Genomic DNA, 16,767 nt, shown 5'->3' on the forward strand with positions numbered 1-16,767 from the left:
GAGTGATCCGTCAGGAGGACGGTGCGTCGCCGTATACGGTCAACCAGATGGCGCGGCCCAGCGCCTCCGCCAGTGCGTCGTCGGTGACTCCCGACCCGGACGAGAAGCTCGCCGCGATCGCCCGCTCGACCATCGAGGTGAGCACGATGGCGGTGGCCTGCGGGTCGATCGCCGGGCTGATCCGGCCCTCGGCCAGGTCGGTCTCCAATCGCGATCGCACCACTCGCACGAACTCCGCGACCCGCCCGCGCCAATACGCGCCGACGTCACGGTCATAGGCGGCCACCTCGCTCAGCGCCAGCAGCAGGGAGCGGTGCTCGCGGAAGCCCGCGATCATGGTTCGCACGGCAGCCACCACACCGGCCTGCCGCCCGCTGTGCTCGGCGAGCCACCAGCGCTCGGCGGCCTCGAACAGATCGGCCGTGGCCAATTCCGCCATCCTGATCAGCAGCTGACTCTTGTCCGGGAAGTACCGGTAGAACGTCGAGCGTGCCGACTGCGAGGCGGCGGCGATCCGGTGGACGGCGATCTCGGTGTAGGGCGTGCCATCGGCGAGCAACTCCTCCACCGCGGCGAGGACACGTCGTTCGAATTCCGCGCGCCGGTCGTCGACCGGTTTCCGCGCGCTTCTGGGGACTCGGGTCAGCGAGGGCATCCGGCTCCTCTCTGCGGCGCGGCGGCCGCCTTACTCGGCTGTGCCGGTCGGGTGCGTCCCACCATGGCGTCCATTCTGCCGACACGGCACCGATATTGACATTCGGGCACCCACGGCTCACGATCGATCGGACACAGTGTCCGAGACTATGCGACCGAGGTGTTCGGGGATGCGCGGATCCTCCGCTCCGGCAATCGAGTACACCGACGTGGTGGTGGTCGGCGCGCGCTGCGCGGGCTCCGCGGCCGCCATCGCGTTCGCCACGGCAGGGCGGGACGTCGTCGCGCTGGACACGGCGCGCTTTCCGTCCGACACCCTTTCGACACACCTGCTGTGGCCCGCGGGCCTGGCCGAACTGCGCCGCGTGGGCGCTCTCGAGCGCGTCCTTCGGCTCGGCGCGCCCCCGCTGACCACGGCCTTCGCCGATGGTGACGGCCTTCAGGTCCGGTCGTCGTTCACACCGGTGGACGGCATCGGCCACGCGATGTGCGTGCGGCGCACCGGATTGGACGCCGCGCTGGTGGCCACCGCCGTCGCGGCCGGAGCGCGGATCCGAGAGGGCGTCCGGGTCACCGACCTGGTGTGGTCCGGCGGTCGCTGCGTCGGCGTCCGCTACACCGAAGCCGGTGGCGTGCACGAGGTGCGCGCCCGCTTGATCGTCGGGGCGGACGGCCGCCGCAGTACGGTGGCCCGGCTCGTCGGCGCCGCCCGGCCCCGGTTGTCCGCACCGAGCGGGCGGGACTGCTACTTCGCGTACTGGCACGACGGCGCAACCGACCAGCGGCACGTCGCCGCGCAATGGCGTTGCGGTCCCGACCTCGGCACCGCGTTCCCCTGCGACGACGGTCTGCTGCTCAGCCTGGTCCAACCGCCCGCGCAGCCTCCCGAGCCGGGCGCCGGTCGGGCCGAGCTCCGGTATCAGGAGGCCATCGACCGACTACCAGGTCTTGGGCTGCGGCTGCGCGACTGCCGCAGAGTCGGGCGGGTGCGTGCGGCCACCGGCCTGGCGTCCTACTTCCGGCGCTCGACCGGGCCGGGCTGGGCGCTGCCGGGTGACGCGGGCCATTTCAAGGACCCGGTGACCGCGCAGGGCATACGCGACGCCTTGCGCTACGGCCGGTTGCTCGGCGAACTCGCCGCACCCGCCCTCGACGACACCGCGCATCTCGACACCGTCCTGACGGCGTGGGAACAGCTGCGCGATCGCGAGTGCCTAGGCGTCTACCAGTGGACCAACCGCCTCGCCCGGGGCACGGCGATGCGCCCGCTGGAGTTCGAGCTCTACCGCAAGGCCGCCGGCGACCCCGTGCTGGCCGACCGGGTCACCGAAGTCTTCTCCCGCACCATCGAACCGAAGGACGTCTTCACTCCCGCACGCGCCGCAGCGTTCGCGGCGGGAGCGCTGCGCGACTCGTGGCGGGCACCGTGGCCCGTCCTCGCCGACCTGGTCGGCGAATGCCGCGACACGGTCTCCGAACGAAGGGAAGCCCGGGCCTTCACCAGCACCGGGCCCGCCGACGCCATCCCGTCCCGGCCGCCGCAAGACAGTCTCGCGGCATCTTCAGGAGATCGACATGCATGACCCGCGCCCTCGGCCGACCCTGGACCTCACCCGCCGCGACCTGCTGCGCGGCGCGCTCGCGGCCGGAATATCCATCGCCGCCGCCCCCGCCCACGCCGCACCACCGGGAGTACGCCGAACGCCAGGACTACGCACCGGCGGAAAGTCGGTCGCGGTCCTGGGCGGCGGAGTCGCCGGGCTCTCGGCGGCACACGAACTGATCGAACGCGGCTACGAGGTCACCGTGTACGAACCGGCGTTCCTCGGCGGCAAGGCACGCAGTATGGGCGTGCCGGGCACCGGCGCCGACGGCCGCGCGGACCTGCCCGGCGAGCACGGCTTCCGGTTCTTCCCCGGCTGCTATCAGAATCTTCCGGACACCATGCGCCGAATTCCGTTCCCCGGCAATGCCGATGGCGTGGCGGGCAACCTGGTTCGCGTCGAGGGTACGGTCGCGGGATTCCGCGGCAGGCCGCCACTGTTCGCGCCGGTCGATTTCGGGGGCATCGACCAGCTCACACCACAGCGCATACAGAACACGCTGATCGGCGCCTTCGGCTTCATCCCCGAACTGCCCCCGGCCGAACTGGCGTTCTTCGCCAAACAGATGGCCGTCTGGTTCACCTCGTGCACCGAACGGCGGTTCGGGCAATGGGAATACGTGACGTGGGAACAGATCCTGCGCGCCGAGGGCAAGTCGGCGGCCTACCGCGAATATCTCGTCAGCGCCCTCACCCGCATCACCGTCGCGGCCAAACCCCAGTCGAGTTCGGCCCGCACGATCGGCACCATCGGGGAGGCCCTGGTCCTGGCGGGAACCGGGGCGATCCCGCAATACTCCGCCGGTATCGACCGTATTCTCAACCGCCCCACCAACGAAGCCTGGATCGATCCGTGGGTGACGCACCTGCGGTCGCGGGGCGTGCGATTCGTGCTGGGGCAGCGGGCGAGGCGGTTGGAGCTGCGAGACGGCCGGATCGCCTCGGCAACCGTCACCGATCCCAACGGCCGCTCCAGCGCGGTCACCGCGGACTGGTATCTGTGCGCGATGCCGGTGGACAAGGCGGTCGCGCTACTGAGCGACGAGATCATCGACGCCGACCCGCATCTGGCGGGCATGCGCGAACTCCGGACCGATTGGATGGTCGGCATCCAGTACTACCTCTCCCGCCCGACCGAATTGCCGGAAGGCCACATCGCCGCGCTCGGCTCGCCGTGGGCGCTCACCGCCTTGCGTCAAGCGCCGATGTGGGTAGGCGACTTCGCCGCCCGGTACGGCGACGGCACCGTGCGGGAATGCCTTTCGGTGGACATCTCCGACTGGGACTCCCCCGGCATCCGCTTCCACCGAACGGCCAAACAGTGCACCGCCGCCGAGATCGCCGAAGAGGTGTGGGCACAGCTGAGCGAATGGCTCAACACCGGCACGGGCTGGCTGCGTCCCGAGGACATCCGCTCCTGGCATCTGGACCCCGGAGTCAGCTGGACCGCGAGCGGCATCCACAACGAAACCCCACTGCTGGTCAACACCGTCGGCTCCTACGACCATCGCCCGGAGGCCCGCTGCGCTGTGCCGAACCTCTTCTTCGGCGGCGACCACGTGCGCAACAACATCGACCTCGCCACCATGGAGGGCGCCAACGAATCCGGCCGCGCCGCCACGAACGCGATCCTCGATGCCGCCGACGATCCCGCGCCCCGCGTCCCGGTCTTTCCCTTGGTGTCCCTGCCGGTCTTCGACCCGTGGAAACGCATCGACGCCGACCGCTACCGCGCCGGACTGCCGCACCTGCTCGACGTGTGAGCGGCCCGCTCCCATGGAGCCTGAGCCGCGGCCGCGTGAATCAGGGCAGCCCTAGGATGCCTCGGCGGCGGTCATGCTCGTGGTGGTCAGGATCGTCTGTGCGACCAGCTCGGGGTCGTCGATCATCGGAACGTGCCCGGTGTCCGGCAGAACGGAGAACGCGGCCTCGGGCAGCCGCGCCCGCGCGATCGGTAAGTGGACCTGCGCGGGCAGCACACGATCGTGCTCCGACCAGGCCACCGTGATCGGGCACGGCAACGGGTCCAGCGCGGCGATCTGTTCGTCGGTGCCGAGCAGATCGGCGGTGACGGTGCAGCCGAGCAGGTCCCGGAGGAACGTCATGGCCTGCGCCGCGCAGGCGCGATCACCGTGGACGGCGATGTTGCGCAACGCTGTTCGCCGCACCGCCGCGCTGCGCAGGCCCACCGGGGCGAGGAAGGCGAGCAGCCGCCCGGTGCTCACCTCGCGGGCGATGCGGCGGGTCGCGGCCGAACGGCTTCGGTCCCCGGCTTCCCAGAAGCCCGCTGGCGAGAGCGCGCAGACGGTCTCGGCTCGCCCGCGCCGGGCCAATTCGATGGCCATCCAGCCGCCCAGCGAATTACCCGCGAGGTGTACCCGGCGCAGTCCGAGCCCGTCCAGCCGCCGTTCGATGTCGTCCACCAAGTGCTCGACCCGCGCCGGACGCCGCAGGGCCTGCGGTCCGCCCCGATGCCCGACCGCGGTCGGCGTGATCACCTCGTGCCGCGCGGCGAGCAAGGGTGTGACGTCATCCCACACCCGTTCGGACATCGTGACACCGTGCAGGAGAACGAGCGGGGGCTTGCTGGGCATTGGCGTCCCTTCGAATTCGTAGTGCGGTCTCGAAGGTGGATACCACAACCTCACCTATGGGGGCAGCGGAAACCCCGACTTCACCGGGCGATCGCCGGAGTTTGCTCTCCGCAACGCTGCCCGCCGAGCCGGTATCGCCGCCACCCCCGTCCCACCCACACCGGCGGACCACGATTCCCGCACGCCGGTGTAGTGACATGCCACAATGTTCGCCCGGTCAGACGGCTTCCGGACGCCAGGTGGCGACCGCCCAGATCACGACGATGTTCAGCGCGATCACCAGGATCGACCACGCCGGGTAGTACGGCAGCCACAGGAAGTTCGCGATGATCGACAGCGCGGCCAGGCAGATCGCCACCACCCGCGCCCAAGTCGCACCGGTCATCAAGCCCAGCGCCGCGATGACCAGGAGGATGCCGAGCACGATGTGGATCCAGCCCCACGTCGTAGTGTCGAACTTGTAGACGTAGTCGGCGCCGACGACGATGAGTTCGTCCTCGGCGACGGCGGAGATCCCCTCGAAGATCGACAGCACACCGACGGTGAGCAGCAGGATCGCGGCCGCGATGGACGTGCCCGCCGCGATGCCACGGCGAACGGGGTGTGCCTCCGGTTCGGTCATGTGCGTCATCGGTCGCCCCCTTTCTCGGGAAGTAATGGACGCCTTCCGAATCTCCACCAGTCGCCCCGTCCAGCACTTCACCCGTTTCGGATGACTCCGATATTTCGTGTTCGCGCGAAATGAAAGTTCCATAACGACGACACACGATCTGATCGAGCGGACTTCGCACCGGGTATGTTCCGCTACCGAGGCGCGGTAGTGATCTGCCAGCACACGGCCCGGGAGGCACGGTGACCACATCGCACGTCCCCGCTCTACGCCGCATCCCCGCCGCGGCGCGGTCCGCTGCCGAAATACCGGCGTTGCCGTTCACCCCGATTCCCCGGCCCGATCTGTACGCCGCCGCCGACAGCAGGTCCGGCACCGGGCACGTACTACTGCTGCGCGCGCCCGCCGGGACCGGGAAGTCGGTGCTGGCGGCCGACTGGGCGGCCCGGCACGCCGCGGGCGGATCCGATGTCGCCTGGCTGACCGTCACCGAGCAGCTCGACGACGCGACGTCGCTGTGGACGGTGCTGCACGAGCGGTTCGAGATCGCGACCACGACCGACGCCTGCCCCCCTGCCGCGTACGCCGCGGCGCTCGTCGAGACACTGGCCGCGCGCACGACGCCGACGATCCTCGTGCTCGACGACGCTCATCTGCTCACCGATCCGCTCCTGCTCGCGGGTATCGAATATTTCCTGCACCACGCGCCGCCCACCGTCACGACGATGCTGTGCGCCCGCTCGGCTCCGCCGATCCGCTGGCACGTCCTGGAACTGCACGCGCGGCTGACCCGCTGGGGCGCGGGCGAACTCGCCTTCACCGCGGACGAGATCGACGCGCTGTGCCGCCACCACGGGTGCGAACTCACCGGCGCCGAACTCGATGCGCTCGGCGCCCTGACCCGGGGCTGGGCCGCGCTCGTGCGCATCGCCGCCATCCATCTGGCCGCCGGATCCGACGACCGCGCCGCGGCGCTCGCCGTTCTCGCCCGCCCGGCGCGCGCGGTCACCGATTTCCTGCTCGGGGAACTCGTCGAGGTACTGCCGCCCACGCTGCGCCGGTTCCTCACCTGTACCAGCATTCCCGTCGCGTTCACCGAGCAGCTCGCCGACGAACTCGTGGGCGGCGGTGCGGGGCACTCGCTGCACGAACTCGACCTGATCGGCTTCCCGATCGACTCGGTCGTGCGCGACGGCGACGTCTGGTTCTCCTGTCATCCGCTGGTGCGCGCCTATTTCCTCGCCGAAGCTCGCCGCCTCGGGCCGCGCGTGTGCGCGGAACTGCATCGCCGGTCGGCCCGCTGGTTGCGGACCGCGGGGCTGCCCGAGACCGCGCTGCCGCATCAGCTCGCGGGCGCCGACCACGAGCAACTGTGCGAATTCTTGTCGGCGTGCGCGCTGCGCATGGTGCTCGACGGCACGGGCCGGACGCTGTTCGATCATCTGGCCCGTTCGGCGCCGGCGTTGCTCGACGACCCCTTTCTCTGGCTGGTGCGCGTCGTCGACGCTCTCGTCGCGGGCAGCGCGGCCGCCGCGGTGGCGTGCCTGGACACCGCGGCGGCGCGGCGCGCGGCCAAGGCCTCCTTCGCCGACGCGAAGCGGCTGGACGCGCTCACCCTCGCCGCGACCATCGACGTCGCGGCGACCACCGGGGCGGTGCTGCCCGAGTCTCCGGAGGACGTCGCGCCGACCGGCGATCCCGATCTCGACGCCTACACCGAGATCCAGATCGCCACCGCCTTCGTCGCGGGCGGCGCGGTCACGCGCGGAGAACAGTTGCTGCACTCCGGGCTCGCGCTGGCCGAGCACGCGGGGCGCCCTCGCCTGGTGCTGCGTGCGCTGACCCGGCTGGCGTTCGCCGCCGACGCCGTCGACGCCGCCACCGCGATGCGGGACCGCGCGGCGCGCGCGCTGGCGATCGCGGAGGAACACGGGCTGCTGGAGACCACCGACGCCGTCCAGGCGACCGCCGTGGCCGCCTACGGCGCCTACCTGCAAGGCGAGACGCCGGGCGCGGCGCAGATCGCGTCGGTGCTCACCGAGCGGGTCGACCACGACGGATCCCACGGTCCGGTCGCGGGATGGCGCGCGCACGTCGTGGGCCGCCTGCTCGAACTCGAGCGAGCCGAGGAGCAGTCGGCCGCGGTCGACGCGCTGCGCCGCAGCCTGCTCGTCCTGCTCGAGCACAAGGCGGTGCCCGCGGCGACCGGCAGCCTGATCCTGCCGGTGGTGTGGGCGCTGCTGCGCGTACACGATGCCAGGACGGCGCAACTGCTGGTCGAACGCGCCCGCGGTATCGTCGGCGAACTGCCCGAAGTGCGGTTGGCCGATGCGGCACTGCACACCGCGGCCGATCGTCGCAAGGCAACCTGCGCGGTGCTCGAACCACTGCTGGACCGCGCGGGCGAGCTGCGTCCGGTCAGCGCGGTCACCGGGTGGCTGCTCTACTCCGCGGCACAGCACGAGTCCCGCGCTCCGGCCAAAGCCCTCGCCGCGCTGGAGAACGCGCTGGGTTCCGCGACGCCGCACCGGCTGCTGCGGCCGTTCCTCGACGTGCCCGCCGCGATGCCCTTGCTGGACAGCTACGCGGGCCGTCTCGGCCGGGCGGAGAGCTTCGCGGAGTCGATACGCCGTCATCCCGCGGCGCGGCGCAGGCCTGCCTACCCCGCCTTGACCCACACCGAGATGACCGTGCTCAAGCAGTTGCCCTCCGGTCGCACCGCCCAGCAGATCGCCGAGGACCTCGGCGTCTCGGTCAACACCGTGAAGACCCACCTGCGCGGCATCTACGGCAAGCTGGGCACCAATTCCCGCGTCGACGCGCTGCATCACGCTCGCCGCGGCGGCCTGCTCTGACGCCGCATCCGCTCGCGCGACGCCTTCCCGTCGCCGTACGCGGCTTTACGCTGATGTATGGCCCTCTCACGTCGGGAACTGTTCCGGTTCGGCGCCGCGGGGTCTGCCGCGGTCCTGGCGGGCACCGCAGCGGCGGGTAGTGCCCGTTTTCCGGCCCCGCGCCGGCTCGGCGATCCGTTCTCACTCGGCGTCGCGTCCGGCGATCCCGCCCCCGACGGTGTGGTGCTGTGGACGCGGCTGGCCCCCGACCCGCTGGCGCCCGACGGCCTCGGCGGCATGCCGCTGCACCCGGTCACGGTCGACTACGAGGTCGCCGACGACGAGTACTTCCGCCGCGTGGTGGCACGTGGATCGGCGGTGGCCACTCGCGCACTCGGCCACAGCGTGCATCCGGAGGTGCACGGGCTGACCCCGGATCGCTGGTATTTCTACCGGTTCCGGGCGGGGTCGGCCGTGTCGCCGGTAGGACGGACCCGCACCGCCCCGGCGCCCGGCCAGGCCCTGGCGCGGCTGCGCTTCGCTTTCGCCTCCTGCCAGTCCTGGAGTTCCGGCTACTACACCGCCTACGAGCACATGAGCCGGGAAGACCTGGATCTGGTCGTGCATCTGGGCGACTACATCTACGAGCGGGCCTGGCTGCGTGGGCGGGCGGGCGTCACGATGGGTCCCCGCTTTCGCGACGAAGCCGTCGACCTGCCCGGCTATCGGCTGCGCTACGCGCTCTACAAATCCGAGCAACCGCTGCGCGCCGCGCACGCCGCGTTCCCGTGGCTGGTCACCATGGACGACCACGAGGTCGACAACAACTGGGCCGGTGACGCGCCCGGCATCGGCCTCGACATCTGGCGGGTGCCCGCCCTGTTCCGCGGGCGCCGCGCCGCCGCCTTCCAGGCCATGTACGAGCACCAGCCGCTGCGCCTGGCGCAGTCACCGTCCGCGGCGGGCATCCGGCTGCATCGCCGTTTCCGGTTCGGCGACCTCGCGGAGATCACCATGCTCGATACCCGCCAGTACCGCACCCCGCAGGCCTGCGGCGGCGCCGTGGTCAGCGGCTGCGCCGAGCGCTTCTCCCCTGACCGCACGATCCTCGGTGCGGCACAACGCGATTGGCTGATCGACGGTCTGACCCACTCCCCGGCTCGCTGGCAGGTCCTCGGTAACCAGGTGGGCATGAGCCAGAACGACTCCGACCCCGGTCCGCGGGTCGCCGTCTCCACCGACGCGTGGGACGGATACGTCGCCGACCGCAACGCGGTGCTGGGCGCCGCCGCGGCGCGCGGCGCCGGAAACCTGGTGGTGATCACCGGCGACCGGCACGAGAACCAGGCCGCCGACCTGCGGCGCGACTACTCCGATCCCGGATCACCGGTTGTGGCGGCGGAATTCACCGGTACCTCGATCACCAGCAACGGCGACGGAGTGGACCTGAGCGACAAGGGCCGCGGTCTGCTCGCGGCGAATCCGGACGTCAAGTTCTTCAACGCCCAGCGTGGGTACGTCCGGGTGGAACTCGATCACCGGTTGTGGCGCAACGACTTTCGTGTCGTGCCCTATGTCCGCTATCCCGGCGCGCCGATCCGTACCCGCGCCAGTTACATCGTCCAGGACGGCATTCCGGGTGTCACCGAGGCGTGGAGTTCCGGCGATTCCCCTGCGCCGCCGTCGGCACCCGATGCCGTCAGCCGCGCCGACGCCGAGCCCGGCCCCCGCTGACCCGGCGCCCCGGGGTTCACCCGGTCGCCGACTCCGCACGCAGGATCAGCACGGTGATCTCGCTCGGGGCGAACACCCGCAGCTGCGGACCCCAGAATCCCGTGCCCCGGCTGGTGTAGAGCTGAGTGCGCTCGCCGTGGCGGCTCAGCCCGGCCACGACGGGCTGCTCGAGGCGAACCAGATAGTGGAACGGCCAGATCTGGCCGCCGTGGGTGTGGCCGGAGATCTGCAACGCCACTCCCGCGGCCGCGGCCTCCGCGACCTGCCTGGGCTGGTGGGCGAGCAAGACGACCGGAACGTCCGGGTCCGCCCCTGCGAGCGCGGCGGGCAGGTCGGGGCCGTGACCGGTCAAGCCGATGCCGGTTGGGTCGTCGATGCCCGCGATCACCAGGCGGTCGTCGCCGCGGCGCACTACCTCGTGCTGATTGCGCAACGGCTGCCAGCCGAGTGCGGCCATGTGCTCGATCCAGCCCTGCGCGTCACCGAAATACTCGTGATTGCCGGTGATGTAGAACCGGCCGAGTTCGGCCTCGACCTTGCCGAGCGGATCGACCTGCGCGTGCCGCTTCGCCACCGATCCGTCCGCGAGGTCGCCCGCGTGGCAGGCGATGTCGGGCCGTTGCGCGTTGACCACCTCGACCACGCGTTCCGACCAGCGCAGCCGGTTCAGCGCGGCGTAATGGGTGTCGGTCACGACGACCACGCGCAGTCCGTCAAGCGCGGAGCCGAGACCTGGAATCGCGACATCCACCGTGCGTACCCGCGGCACCCGGCGCGCCTCGATCACACCCCACACCACCAGCACCGTCGCGGCCGCGAGCACGCCCGCCGCGACGATCCGCGAGCGAGCCGGGTCGTTTACGCCCGCGACGGTCAATCCAGCGCGCGCCAGATTGCCCAGCACCGACCAGCTGAACAGCACCCACATGACGCCCAGCAAGGTGTCGCCGACGATCGAGGCCGCGTCCGACTGCACGGGCCCGTGGCCGAGATACATCGCCGCGGGCAGGCACGCGAACCCGAGCAGGAACAGTGCCGAACCCAGCCAGAACAGCGGGCCGGATTCGTCGGTGGTCGCCGCAACCAGCGTCCACCAGGGCAGCAGGAACAAGACAGCGGGAATCGCCAGGAACAAGATCAGGCGGGGCACAAACTTCAAGAGGGCTCGTCCTCGTGCGCGGGTGTAGCGCGCGGTCCCTCTCCGGCGCCATGGGCGCTTTCGACCATAGCAGCGGTCATGCCACACCGAGCCGCTCGGCGGCCACGGTGAGATCCTTGTCCCCGCGGCCGGACAGGCACAGCACGATCAGCGAGCCCGCGGGAATCTCACCGCGGTCGGCCATCTCCATCAGATAGCCGACGGCGTGGGCGGATTCCAATGCCGCGAGGATTCCTTCGGTATGGCTGAGTGCCTGCATGCCGCGCAGCGCCACCGCGTCGGTGGCGGCCCGATAGGTCACCCGTCCGCTGTCCTTCAAATGACTCAGCTCGGGACCGACACCCGGATAGTCCAGTCCCGCCGCGATGCTGTGCGTCCGCGCGATCTGGCCGTCCTCGTCCTGCAGCAGATAGCTGTAGGAGCCGTCGATCTCACCCGGACTGCCCATGCAGAGGGTCGCCGCGTGCTCGCCGGTGTCCACCCCCCGCCCGGCCGCTTCGACGCCGATCAGCCGCACCTGTGGATCGTCTGCGAACGGATGGAAGACCCCGATCGCATTGCTGCCGCCGCCGACACAGGCCAGGACGTAATCGGGGAGCCTGCCCTCGACGCGCGCGATCTGGTTCCTGGTCTCCGTGCCGATCACCGTTTGGAAATCCCGCACGATCCGCGGGTACGGCGCGGGCCCCGCCGCGGTGCCGAACAGGTAGTGGGTGGTGTCCACGGTGGACACCCAGTCGCGGACCGACTCGCTGATCGCCTCCTTCAGTCGGCGCGAACCGATGTCGACCGGCCGCACCTCGGCGCCGAGCAGCCGCATCCGCATCACGTTCGAAGCCTGACGGCGCATGTCCTCGGTTCCCATGTAGACCACACAGGTCAATCCGAGCATCGCCGACACCGTCGCCACCGCGACGCCGTGCTGCCCCGCGCCGGTCTCGGCGACGATCCGCTTCTTGCCCATCCGCCGGGCCAGCAACGCCTGCCCGATGGCGTTGTTGATCTTGTGGGCGCCCGTGTGGGCCATGTCCTCTCGCTTGAGATACACGCGGGCGCCCGGCACACCCAGCAACTCTCCGAAGCGCCGTACCTGATGCAGCAGCGTGGGCCGACCGACCCGGTCCCGCAACAGTTCTCGATACTCGGCCAGGAACCCGGGGTCGTCTCGTGCGAGGCGATAGGCGTCCTCCAGATCCAGCAGCGCGGCCATCAGGCCCTCGGGGACGAATCTGCCGCCGAACACGCCGAACCGCCCGCGTTCGTCGGGGAACTTCTCGTGCCGGGATGCGCTCACCGCCACGTCAAGGTCAATCCTCATCAACACCAACGCTTTCACCGCCAAAGAGCCGACGGGTCAGTCTGTTCCGCTAGCGCTAGCACAACCCGACGGGTTGGCAACAAGCGAGTTAACAGACTAAATCGTTCGGATGGCTAAGGCTTCTCACTGGTGGAGGCGATCGGCGCGGGCGGGCTCCCGGTGCTTGGCTACCGGTCGGCAGGCACAGTGGCGGAGATCTGAGCGACCAGCTGCCACGGCCGCTCGGTGTCGGTGGTGGCCTTGCCGCTGGTGAGGATCGCCCCGGACAGCCGACGAGCCGGATCGGCCCACCCGTACTGGGTGGTCAATCCGCTGCGCCCGAAGTGCGACCCGGTGTCGCGGCCGAATTTCGACCTGCGCCCGCCGAGTTCGAACCCCGCCCGGCTGACACGTCCGGCGACACCGGGTATCCAGCGAGCCGGGCGCACCGCCTCGGCCAAGGTCTCCGGCCTGATGATGCGCCGTCCGTCCGGTGCGCCGCGCGTGAGGATCTCGTAGAACCGCGACAACTCCGACGCGGTGGTGATCAGATTGCCCGACGGCAGCTCGGCGGTTAGGAAGGCGTCGGTCGCCGAGCGCGACGCCCGGTCCATTCGTCCGCCGATGGCCTTGCTCGCCAGAAAGGTCGCCGTGCGCGACGGAGCCGGACCGGTTTTCACGCTCGGCACGACTTTGCCGACGTCCTCGGGTCGCACACCGAAATTGGTCCAGCGGAAATCGAACGGCTCGAGCACCTGCTCGGCGAGATGGTCCCGCATCCGCTTGCCGGTGGCGCGCTGCACCAGCAGCCGCAGGATCAACCCGATGGTCAGCGCGTGGTACACGCGGAACCGTCCCGGCTTCCAACTCGGGACCAGATCGGCCAACCCACGCACGGCCAGTTCCTCGTCGAGTACCAGATCGACGCCTTGATACGGCGGTGTGACGAAGGGGATCCCGGCGGAGTGCGAAAGTACGTCACCGATCGTGATGGCGGCCTTGCCGTTCGACGCGAACTCGGGAATGTAGCCGGACACCGGCTCGTCGAGGGTGAACGCCCCCTGCTCGACGAGCATGAACATCAGCGCTCCGGCAACGCCCTTCGCGGTCGAGAAGCCGCAGAACGGCGTGTCCGGGGTAGCCGGGATCTTGACCGCGTCCGGCCCGTCGCCCGGCGCGTTGCCCCAGCCGTGCCCGATGGCGCGATTCAGGACGATCCTGCCCTCGCGGCGCAGGCAGACCTGGATCGCCGGAGTCGTGCCCAAGCGGTACCACGCCTGCACCGACGCCCACAGCGCCTCCACGTCGGCGCGGCCGATCCCGGTCGCCGCGGGATCGTCTTCAGGGCCTCGGGTCGTCACGGCCTCCAGGTCGTCGACGATCGCCACCGATCCCGCCGTTGGTGCGCTCACCCGGCCAGCTTATCGACCGGCCGCGGGTGCCGCCGCCCGCCGATCACGGCGGCGGCACACCGATCGGGGTCAGCGGCCGTTCAGCCAGCTCTCCTTCAGCTTCGCGTGGTTGTCCCACCAGGCCTGAACCGCTGCCGGGTCGGCGTTCCAGGGTGGCGGTGGCGACTCGCCCGGGAACAGGAAGGTGTCGTTGGGGGCGGCGGCGGTCGTCGGTTCGGGGTATTCCGTCGTGGTGCGCGGGTGCGGCGGCGGTTGCTGCTCGGCCGGGGGCGGTTCGGGGCCAGGGGGCACCGGCAGAGGCAGTTGAGCCTGCGCGTTCGCGGGACGCGGCGCCGGCGGCTCAGGATACGGCTCCGGGGTGACCGCCGCCTCCGGAACGATGGACACGGGCGCCCGCTCCGCCGCCGGCGTCGGGGTCGCGAGCGCTGGATTCGGGTCGACGGGCTGGGGGGCGGTGAGGGACGCCTCCGCGGGGCCGCCGATCGCGGCGTCGGCCGGACGGTCCTCCCGCGCCTGCGCGACCGCGATCGCGGCTCCGCCCAGCAGTGCGGCGACGGCGGCCCCGGCGAGGATGACTCGGCCGCCATGCCTGCGATCGGCCACTGCCGGTTCCGCCGCGCGCCGGAACGGAGCTGCGGCGACCAAGGCCGCACCGTAAGCGGCGGCGTTGGCATGGTCGGGCACCACGATGACCGGGGCGTCGAGCCCGGTCCGCAGCGCGGAGACCACGTCCGGGTCTCCCGCCGACGCGCCGCACAGCACCACGGCGTCGGGCCGCAGCGCGGCCGCCTCCAGGGCGGGCCTGATCCGGTCGACCGCCGAATCCGCGCTCTCGGCGTCGACGACACCGGACGACCATGTGCCGGAAACCAGGATCTCGCCCCGACTCGGCCCGGCCACGAGATACGACGTGTGGTATCCGACGACCTCCGATACCAGCAACGTGTCGTACTCGCCGAGGCCCGGCATCTCCTCGAGCAGCGCGAGCAGCGCTGTCTTGGTCGACACCAGCGACGACGATCGCCACGCTGCCGACGAAAGTTGCGAGACGATTGCCCGCCGTTCGGCAACGGTGCGGTACGCGACCGCGACGTCATCGATTTCGGTGCGCGATCCCGCGGCGGACGTCAACGCGTCCAGCGTGGCGGCCACCGAGGCGGCGGTGGAGTGCTCGACGGGCTGTTCGATCTCGCGCAGCACGGCCGGGCGAGTGCCTCGTCGCGCCGTCGACGAGACCATCACACCGCGCACCACCGCCTGCTCCGCTGATATTCCGACTGTGGCCCTCATGAGATCACCTCTGCTCGACCGGTCTCGGTAAAGGTTCGTCACCGCGGCCGCCGGCGATCGGCTCCGGTCGGTGCACCGGACCACCCGTTCGCCGAGCGCCCACCGCACGAAATGGCGTCCGCGAAGACCGCTGGTCTCTTGGGCGCCGCTGGTAGATGCCACGCGATAGCTACCGACCACAATACGTTGGTCGACGCAGTCCGGATACGCCTTTGCGGCAGCGTCGTGCACTCTCGCGCTTGCGGCCGCCTTCGAGTGCGTGCGATCTCTTACCGAAGTAGGCTCCCGCCGCCGGGCGAACCATGATCCGGCCCAGCCGGACGCAATGTTCGAAGAACTCCTTCAGGCGCTCGGCGACTGCGCCCACACTCGGATCGGATTTCGCGCATCCCGCCGGCGGGCAAGCCGAGCGCAATGGGTCTGCGGCCGATGCCGCCGTTCATCCTCAGAACTACCGCCGTGACACCCCGCAGGCGGCATAGCGGCAGGCTCCGGATGCGAGCAGGTCGGTGTGTCGGGCAAGGGGTCAGCCCGCCGGAGGCGGCGGGGGCGGCCCGGGCAGTGGGATGACGATGCCGAAGGGCAGGGTGATCCCGGGCTGCGGCGTGGGTGTCGACTCCGCGTCGGGCACCGGTTCGGGTTCGGGTTCTGGTTCCGGCGCGGGCGGTGTGGTGATGGCAGGTTCGGGGTTGCGTGGTGCGCCGTCCCGCCGCGGAGCGTCGGGCGCGGGGCCCGTGGCGGTGTCCGCTCCGGGTTGCGTGCAGTCGACAGCTTCGGCACCGGCAGCTTGCGGAATGCCTTCGGCCTCGGCACTGTTCACGTCCGGGCCGGGGAGCTGCCCGGGGGCCGCGCCGTACCGTTGCCCCGGCGCCAAAGGGATGCGCCCCGTGCCGGGCTGTCCCGGTTGCGGCATCGGAGCGGGAACCGGTTGCGCGACACAGGGATTCGCCGGCGGCGGAGGCGGGCAGAAGATCCCGCACGGGATCGGCGGCAAACCCGGAAGCGTGATCATCACCTGCGTCGGCGCGTACTGCCGCTGCGGCGGCGCCGACGTCTGCGGCGCCACTTCCGGCGCCTGCACCATCGTGGTGACCGCGCTCATGTCCGTGCCCGGCCCCACCGGCGGCAACGACCCCGGCGCCACCAGATCCGGCGACACCCGCACCTGCGTCGGCGAACCACCCGACCGATACGCCCGAGCCCAGCTCAACACATTCGCCGCATACGCCATCGAGTTGTTGTACCGCAACACCGCCCGCAACTCCTGCGCCGGATCCCGCAGATCCAAACCCCCCGCACACAAATACTTCCCCGCCGCCAACGCCGCATCGAACACATTGTGCGGATCGGCCACCCCGTCCCCATTACCATCCGCCGCATACGCTCCCCACGTCCCCGGCAAGAACTGCATCGGACCCACCGCCCGCACATACCCCCCCTCCGCCGCCCTGATCACCTCGTTACCCGGCAAACTCCCATCCAACACCGGACCGAAGATCGGCGTCACCGTCGTGCCCGCCGCATCCGTACGCCCGCCCCCCGCATGCCCCGACTCGATCCGCCCGATCCCCGCCAGCAAA

The 16,767-nt window shown here is 70.7% G+C and carries 12 protein-coding genes; 4 read left to right on the top strand and 8 right to left on the bottom strand.

Annotation, left to right across the window (positions count from 1 at the left end; genetic code table 11):
- Window positions 1-10: 10 nt before the first annotated feature.
- On the bottom strand, window positions 11-655 hold the full coding sequence (locus ACWESM_RS29615) for a TetR/AcrR family transcriptional regulator (RefSeq protein WP_356965982.1): 645 nt from the start codon (window positions 653-655) through the stop codon (window positions 11-13).
- Between the two features lie 169 nt (window positions 656-824).
- On the opposite strand from ACWESM_RS29615, the gene ACWESM_RS29620 reads away from it, so the two are divergent.
- The gene (locus ACWESM_RS29620) at window positions 825-2,237 is read left to right on the top strand and encodes an NAD(P)/FAD-dependent oxidoreductase (RefSeq protein WP_452494546.1); all 1,413 of its coding nucleotides are present in this window, start codon (window positions 825-827) and stop codon (window positions 2,235-2,237) included.
- Window positions 2,230-4,020: a hydroxysqualene dehydroxylase gene (locus ACWESM_RS29625; protein WP_452494547.1), complete on the top strand. Its 1,791-nt coding sequence runs from the start codon at window positions 2,230-2,232 to the stop codon at window positions 4,018-4,020. Before ACWESM_RS29620 ends, ACWESM_RS29625 begins: the two co-directional genes overlap by 8 nt.
- A gap of 51 nt (window positions 4,021-4,071) precedes the next feature.
- On the opposite strand, the gene ACWESM_RS29630 is transcribed toward ACWESM_RS29625, so the two are convergent.
- The gene (locus tag ACWESM_RS29630; protein WP_364434887.1) at window positions 4,072-4,851 is read right to left on the bottom strand and encodes an alpha/beta fold hydrolase; all 780 of its coding nucleotides are present in this window, start codon (window positions 4,849-4,851) and stop codon (window positions 4,072-4,074) included.
- A 217-nt stretch (window positions 4,852-5,068) separates the two neighbouring features.
- Window positions 5,069-5,482: a DUF7144 family membrane protein gene (locus ACWESM_RS29635; RefSeq protein WP_355080529.1), complete on the bottom strand. Its 414-nt coding sequence runs from the start codon at window positions 5,480-5,482 to the stop codon at window positions 5,069-5,071.
- Between the two features lie 221 nt (window positions 5,483-5,703).
- Here ACWESM_RS29635 and ACWESM_RS29640 point away from each other — a divergent pair, with 221 nt between their 5' ends.
- Window positions 5,704-8,316 (top strand): LuxR C-terminal-related transcriptional regulator, encoded by a 2,613-nt coding sequence (locus tag ACWESM_RS29640; protein ID WP_452494549.1) that lies wholly within the window; start codon window positions 5,704-5,706, stop codon window positions 8,314-8,316.
- A gap of 57 nt (window positions 8,317-8,373) precedes the next feature.
- Window positions 8,374-10,029 (top strand): alkaline phosphatase D family protein, encoded by a 1,656-nt coding sequence (locus ACWESM_RS29645; RefSeq protein WP_364434881.1) that lies wholly within the window; start codon window positions 8,374-8,376, stop codon window positions 10,027-10,029.
- A 16-nt stretch (window positions 10,030-10,045) separates the two neighbouring features.
- On the opposite strand, the gene ACWESM_RS29650 is transcribed toward ACWESM_RS29645, so the two are convergent.
- The 5 genes from ACWESM_RS29650 to ACWESM_RS29670 all read right to left on the bottom strand — a co-directional run.
- A complete protein-coding gene (locus ACWESM_RS29650; protein WP_452494551.1) occupies window positions 10,046-11,188 on the bottom strand; it encodes a metallophosphoesterase in 1,143 nt (380 codons plus the stop codon).
- A 76-nt stretch (window positions 11,189-11,264) separates the two neighbouring features.
- Window positions 11,265-12,506: a tryptophan synthase subunit beta gene (gene trpB, locus ACWESM_RS29655; RefSeq protein ID WP_364434878.1), complete on the bottom strand. Its 1,242-nt coding sequence runs from the start codon at window positions 12,504-12,506 to the stop codon at window positions 11,265-11,267.
- A gap of 167 nt (window positions 12,507-12,673) precedes the next feature.
- A complete protein-coding gene (locus tag ACWESM_RS29660) occupies window positions 12,674-13,897 on the bottom strand; it encodes a serine hydrolase (RefSeq protein ID WP_452494553.1) in 1,224 nt (407 codons plus the stop codon).
- A 69-nt stretch (window positions 13,898-13,966) separates the two neighbouring features.
- Complete coding sequence (locus ACWESM_RS29665; RefSeq protein WP_364434872.1) at window positions 13,967-15,187, bottom strand: hypothetical protein; 1,221 nt, start codon at window positions 15,185-15,187, stop codon at window positions 13,967-13,969.
- Window positions 15,188-15,713: 526 nt separating this feature from the next.
- A partial coding sequence (locus tag ACWESM_RS29670; protein ID WP_452494555.1) for a lytic murein transglycosylase occupies window positions 15,714-16,767 on the bottom strand: 1,054 nt, incomplete at its 5' end.

It is taken from the genome of Nocardia sp. NPDC003999, from assembly GCF_053604885.1.

Coding starts and splice junctions, on each gene's coding strand:
- ACWESM_RS29620 (WP_452494546.1), top strand. CDS start 825: ATGCGCGGATCCTCCGCTCCGGCAATCGAGTACACCGACGTGGTGGTG.
- ACWESM_RS29635 (WP_355080529.1), bottom strand. CDS start 5,482: ATGACGCACATGACCGAACCGGAGGCACACCCCGTTCGCCGTGGCATC.
- ACWESM_RS29630 (WP_364434887.1), bottom strand. CDS start 4,851: ATGCCCAGCAAGCCCCCGCTCGTTCTCCTGCACGGTGTCACGATGTCC.
- ACWESM_RS29625 (WP_452494547.1), top strand. CDS start 2,230: ATGCATGACCCGCGCCCTCGGCCGACCCTGGACCTCACCCGCCGCGAC.
- ACWESM_RS29615 (WP_356965982.1), bottom strand. CDS start 655: ATGCCCTCGCTGACCCGAGTCCCCAGAAGCGCGCGGAAACCGGTCGAC.
- trpB (WP_364434878.1), bottom strand. CDS start 12,506: ATGAGGATTGACCTTGACGTGGCGGTGAGCGCATCCCGGCACGAGAAG.
- ACWESM_RS29645 (WP_364434881.1), top strand. CDS start 8,374: ATGGCCCTCTCACGTCGGGAACTGTTCCGGTTCGGCGCCGCGGGGTCT.
- ACWESM_RS29665 (WP_364434872.1), bottom strand. CDS start 15,187: ATGAGGGCCACAGTCGGAATATCAGCGGAGCAGGCGGTGGTGCGCGGT.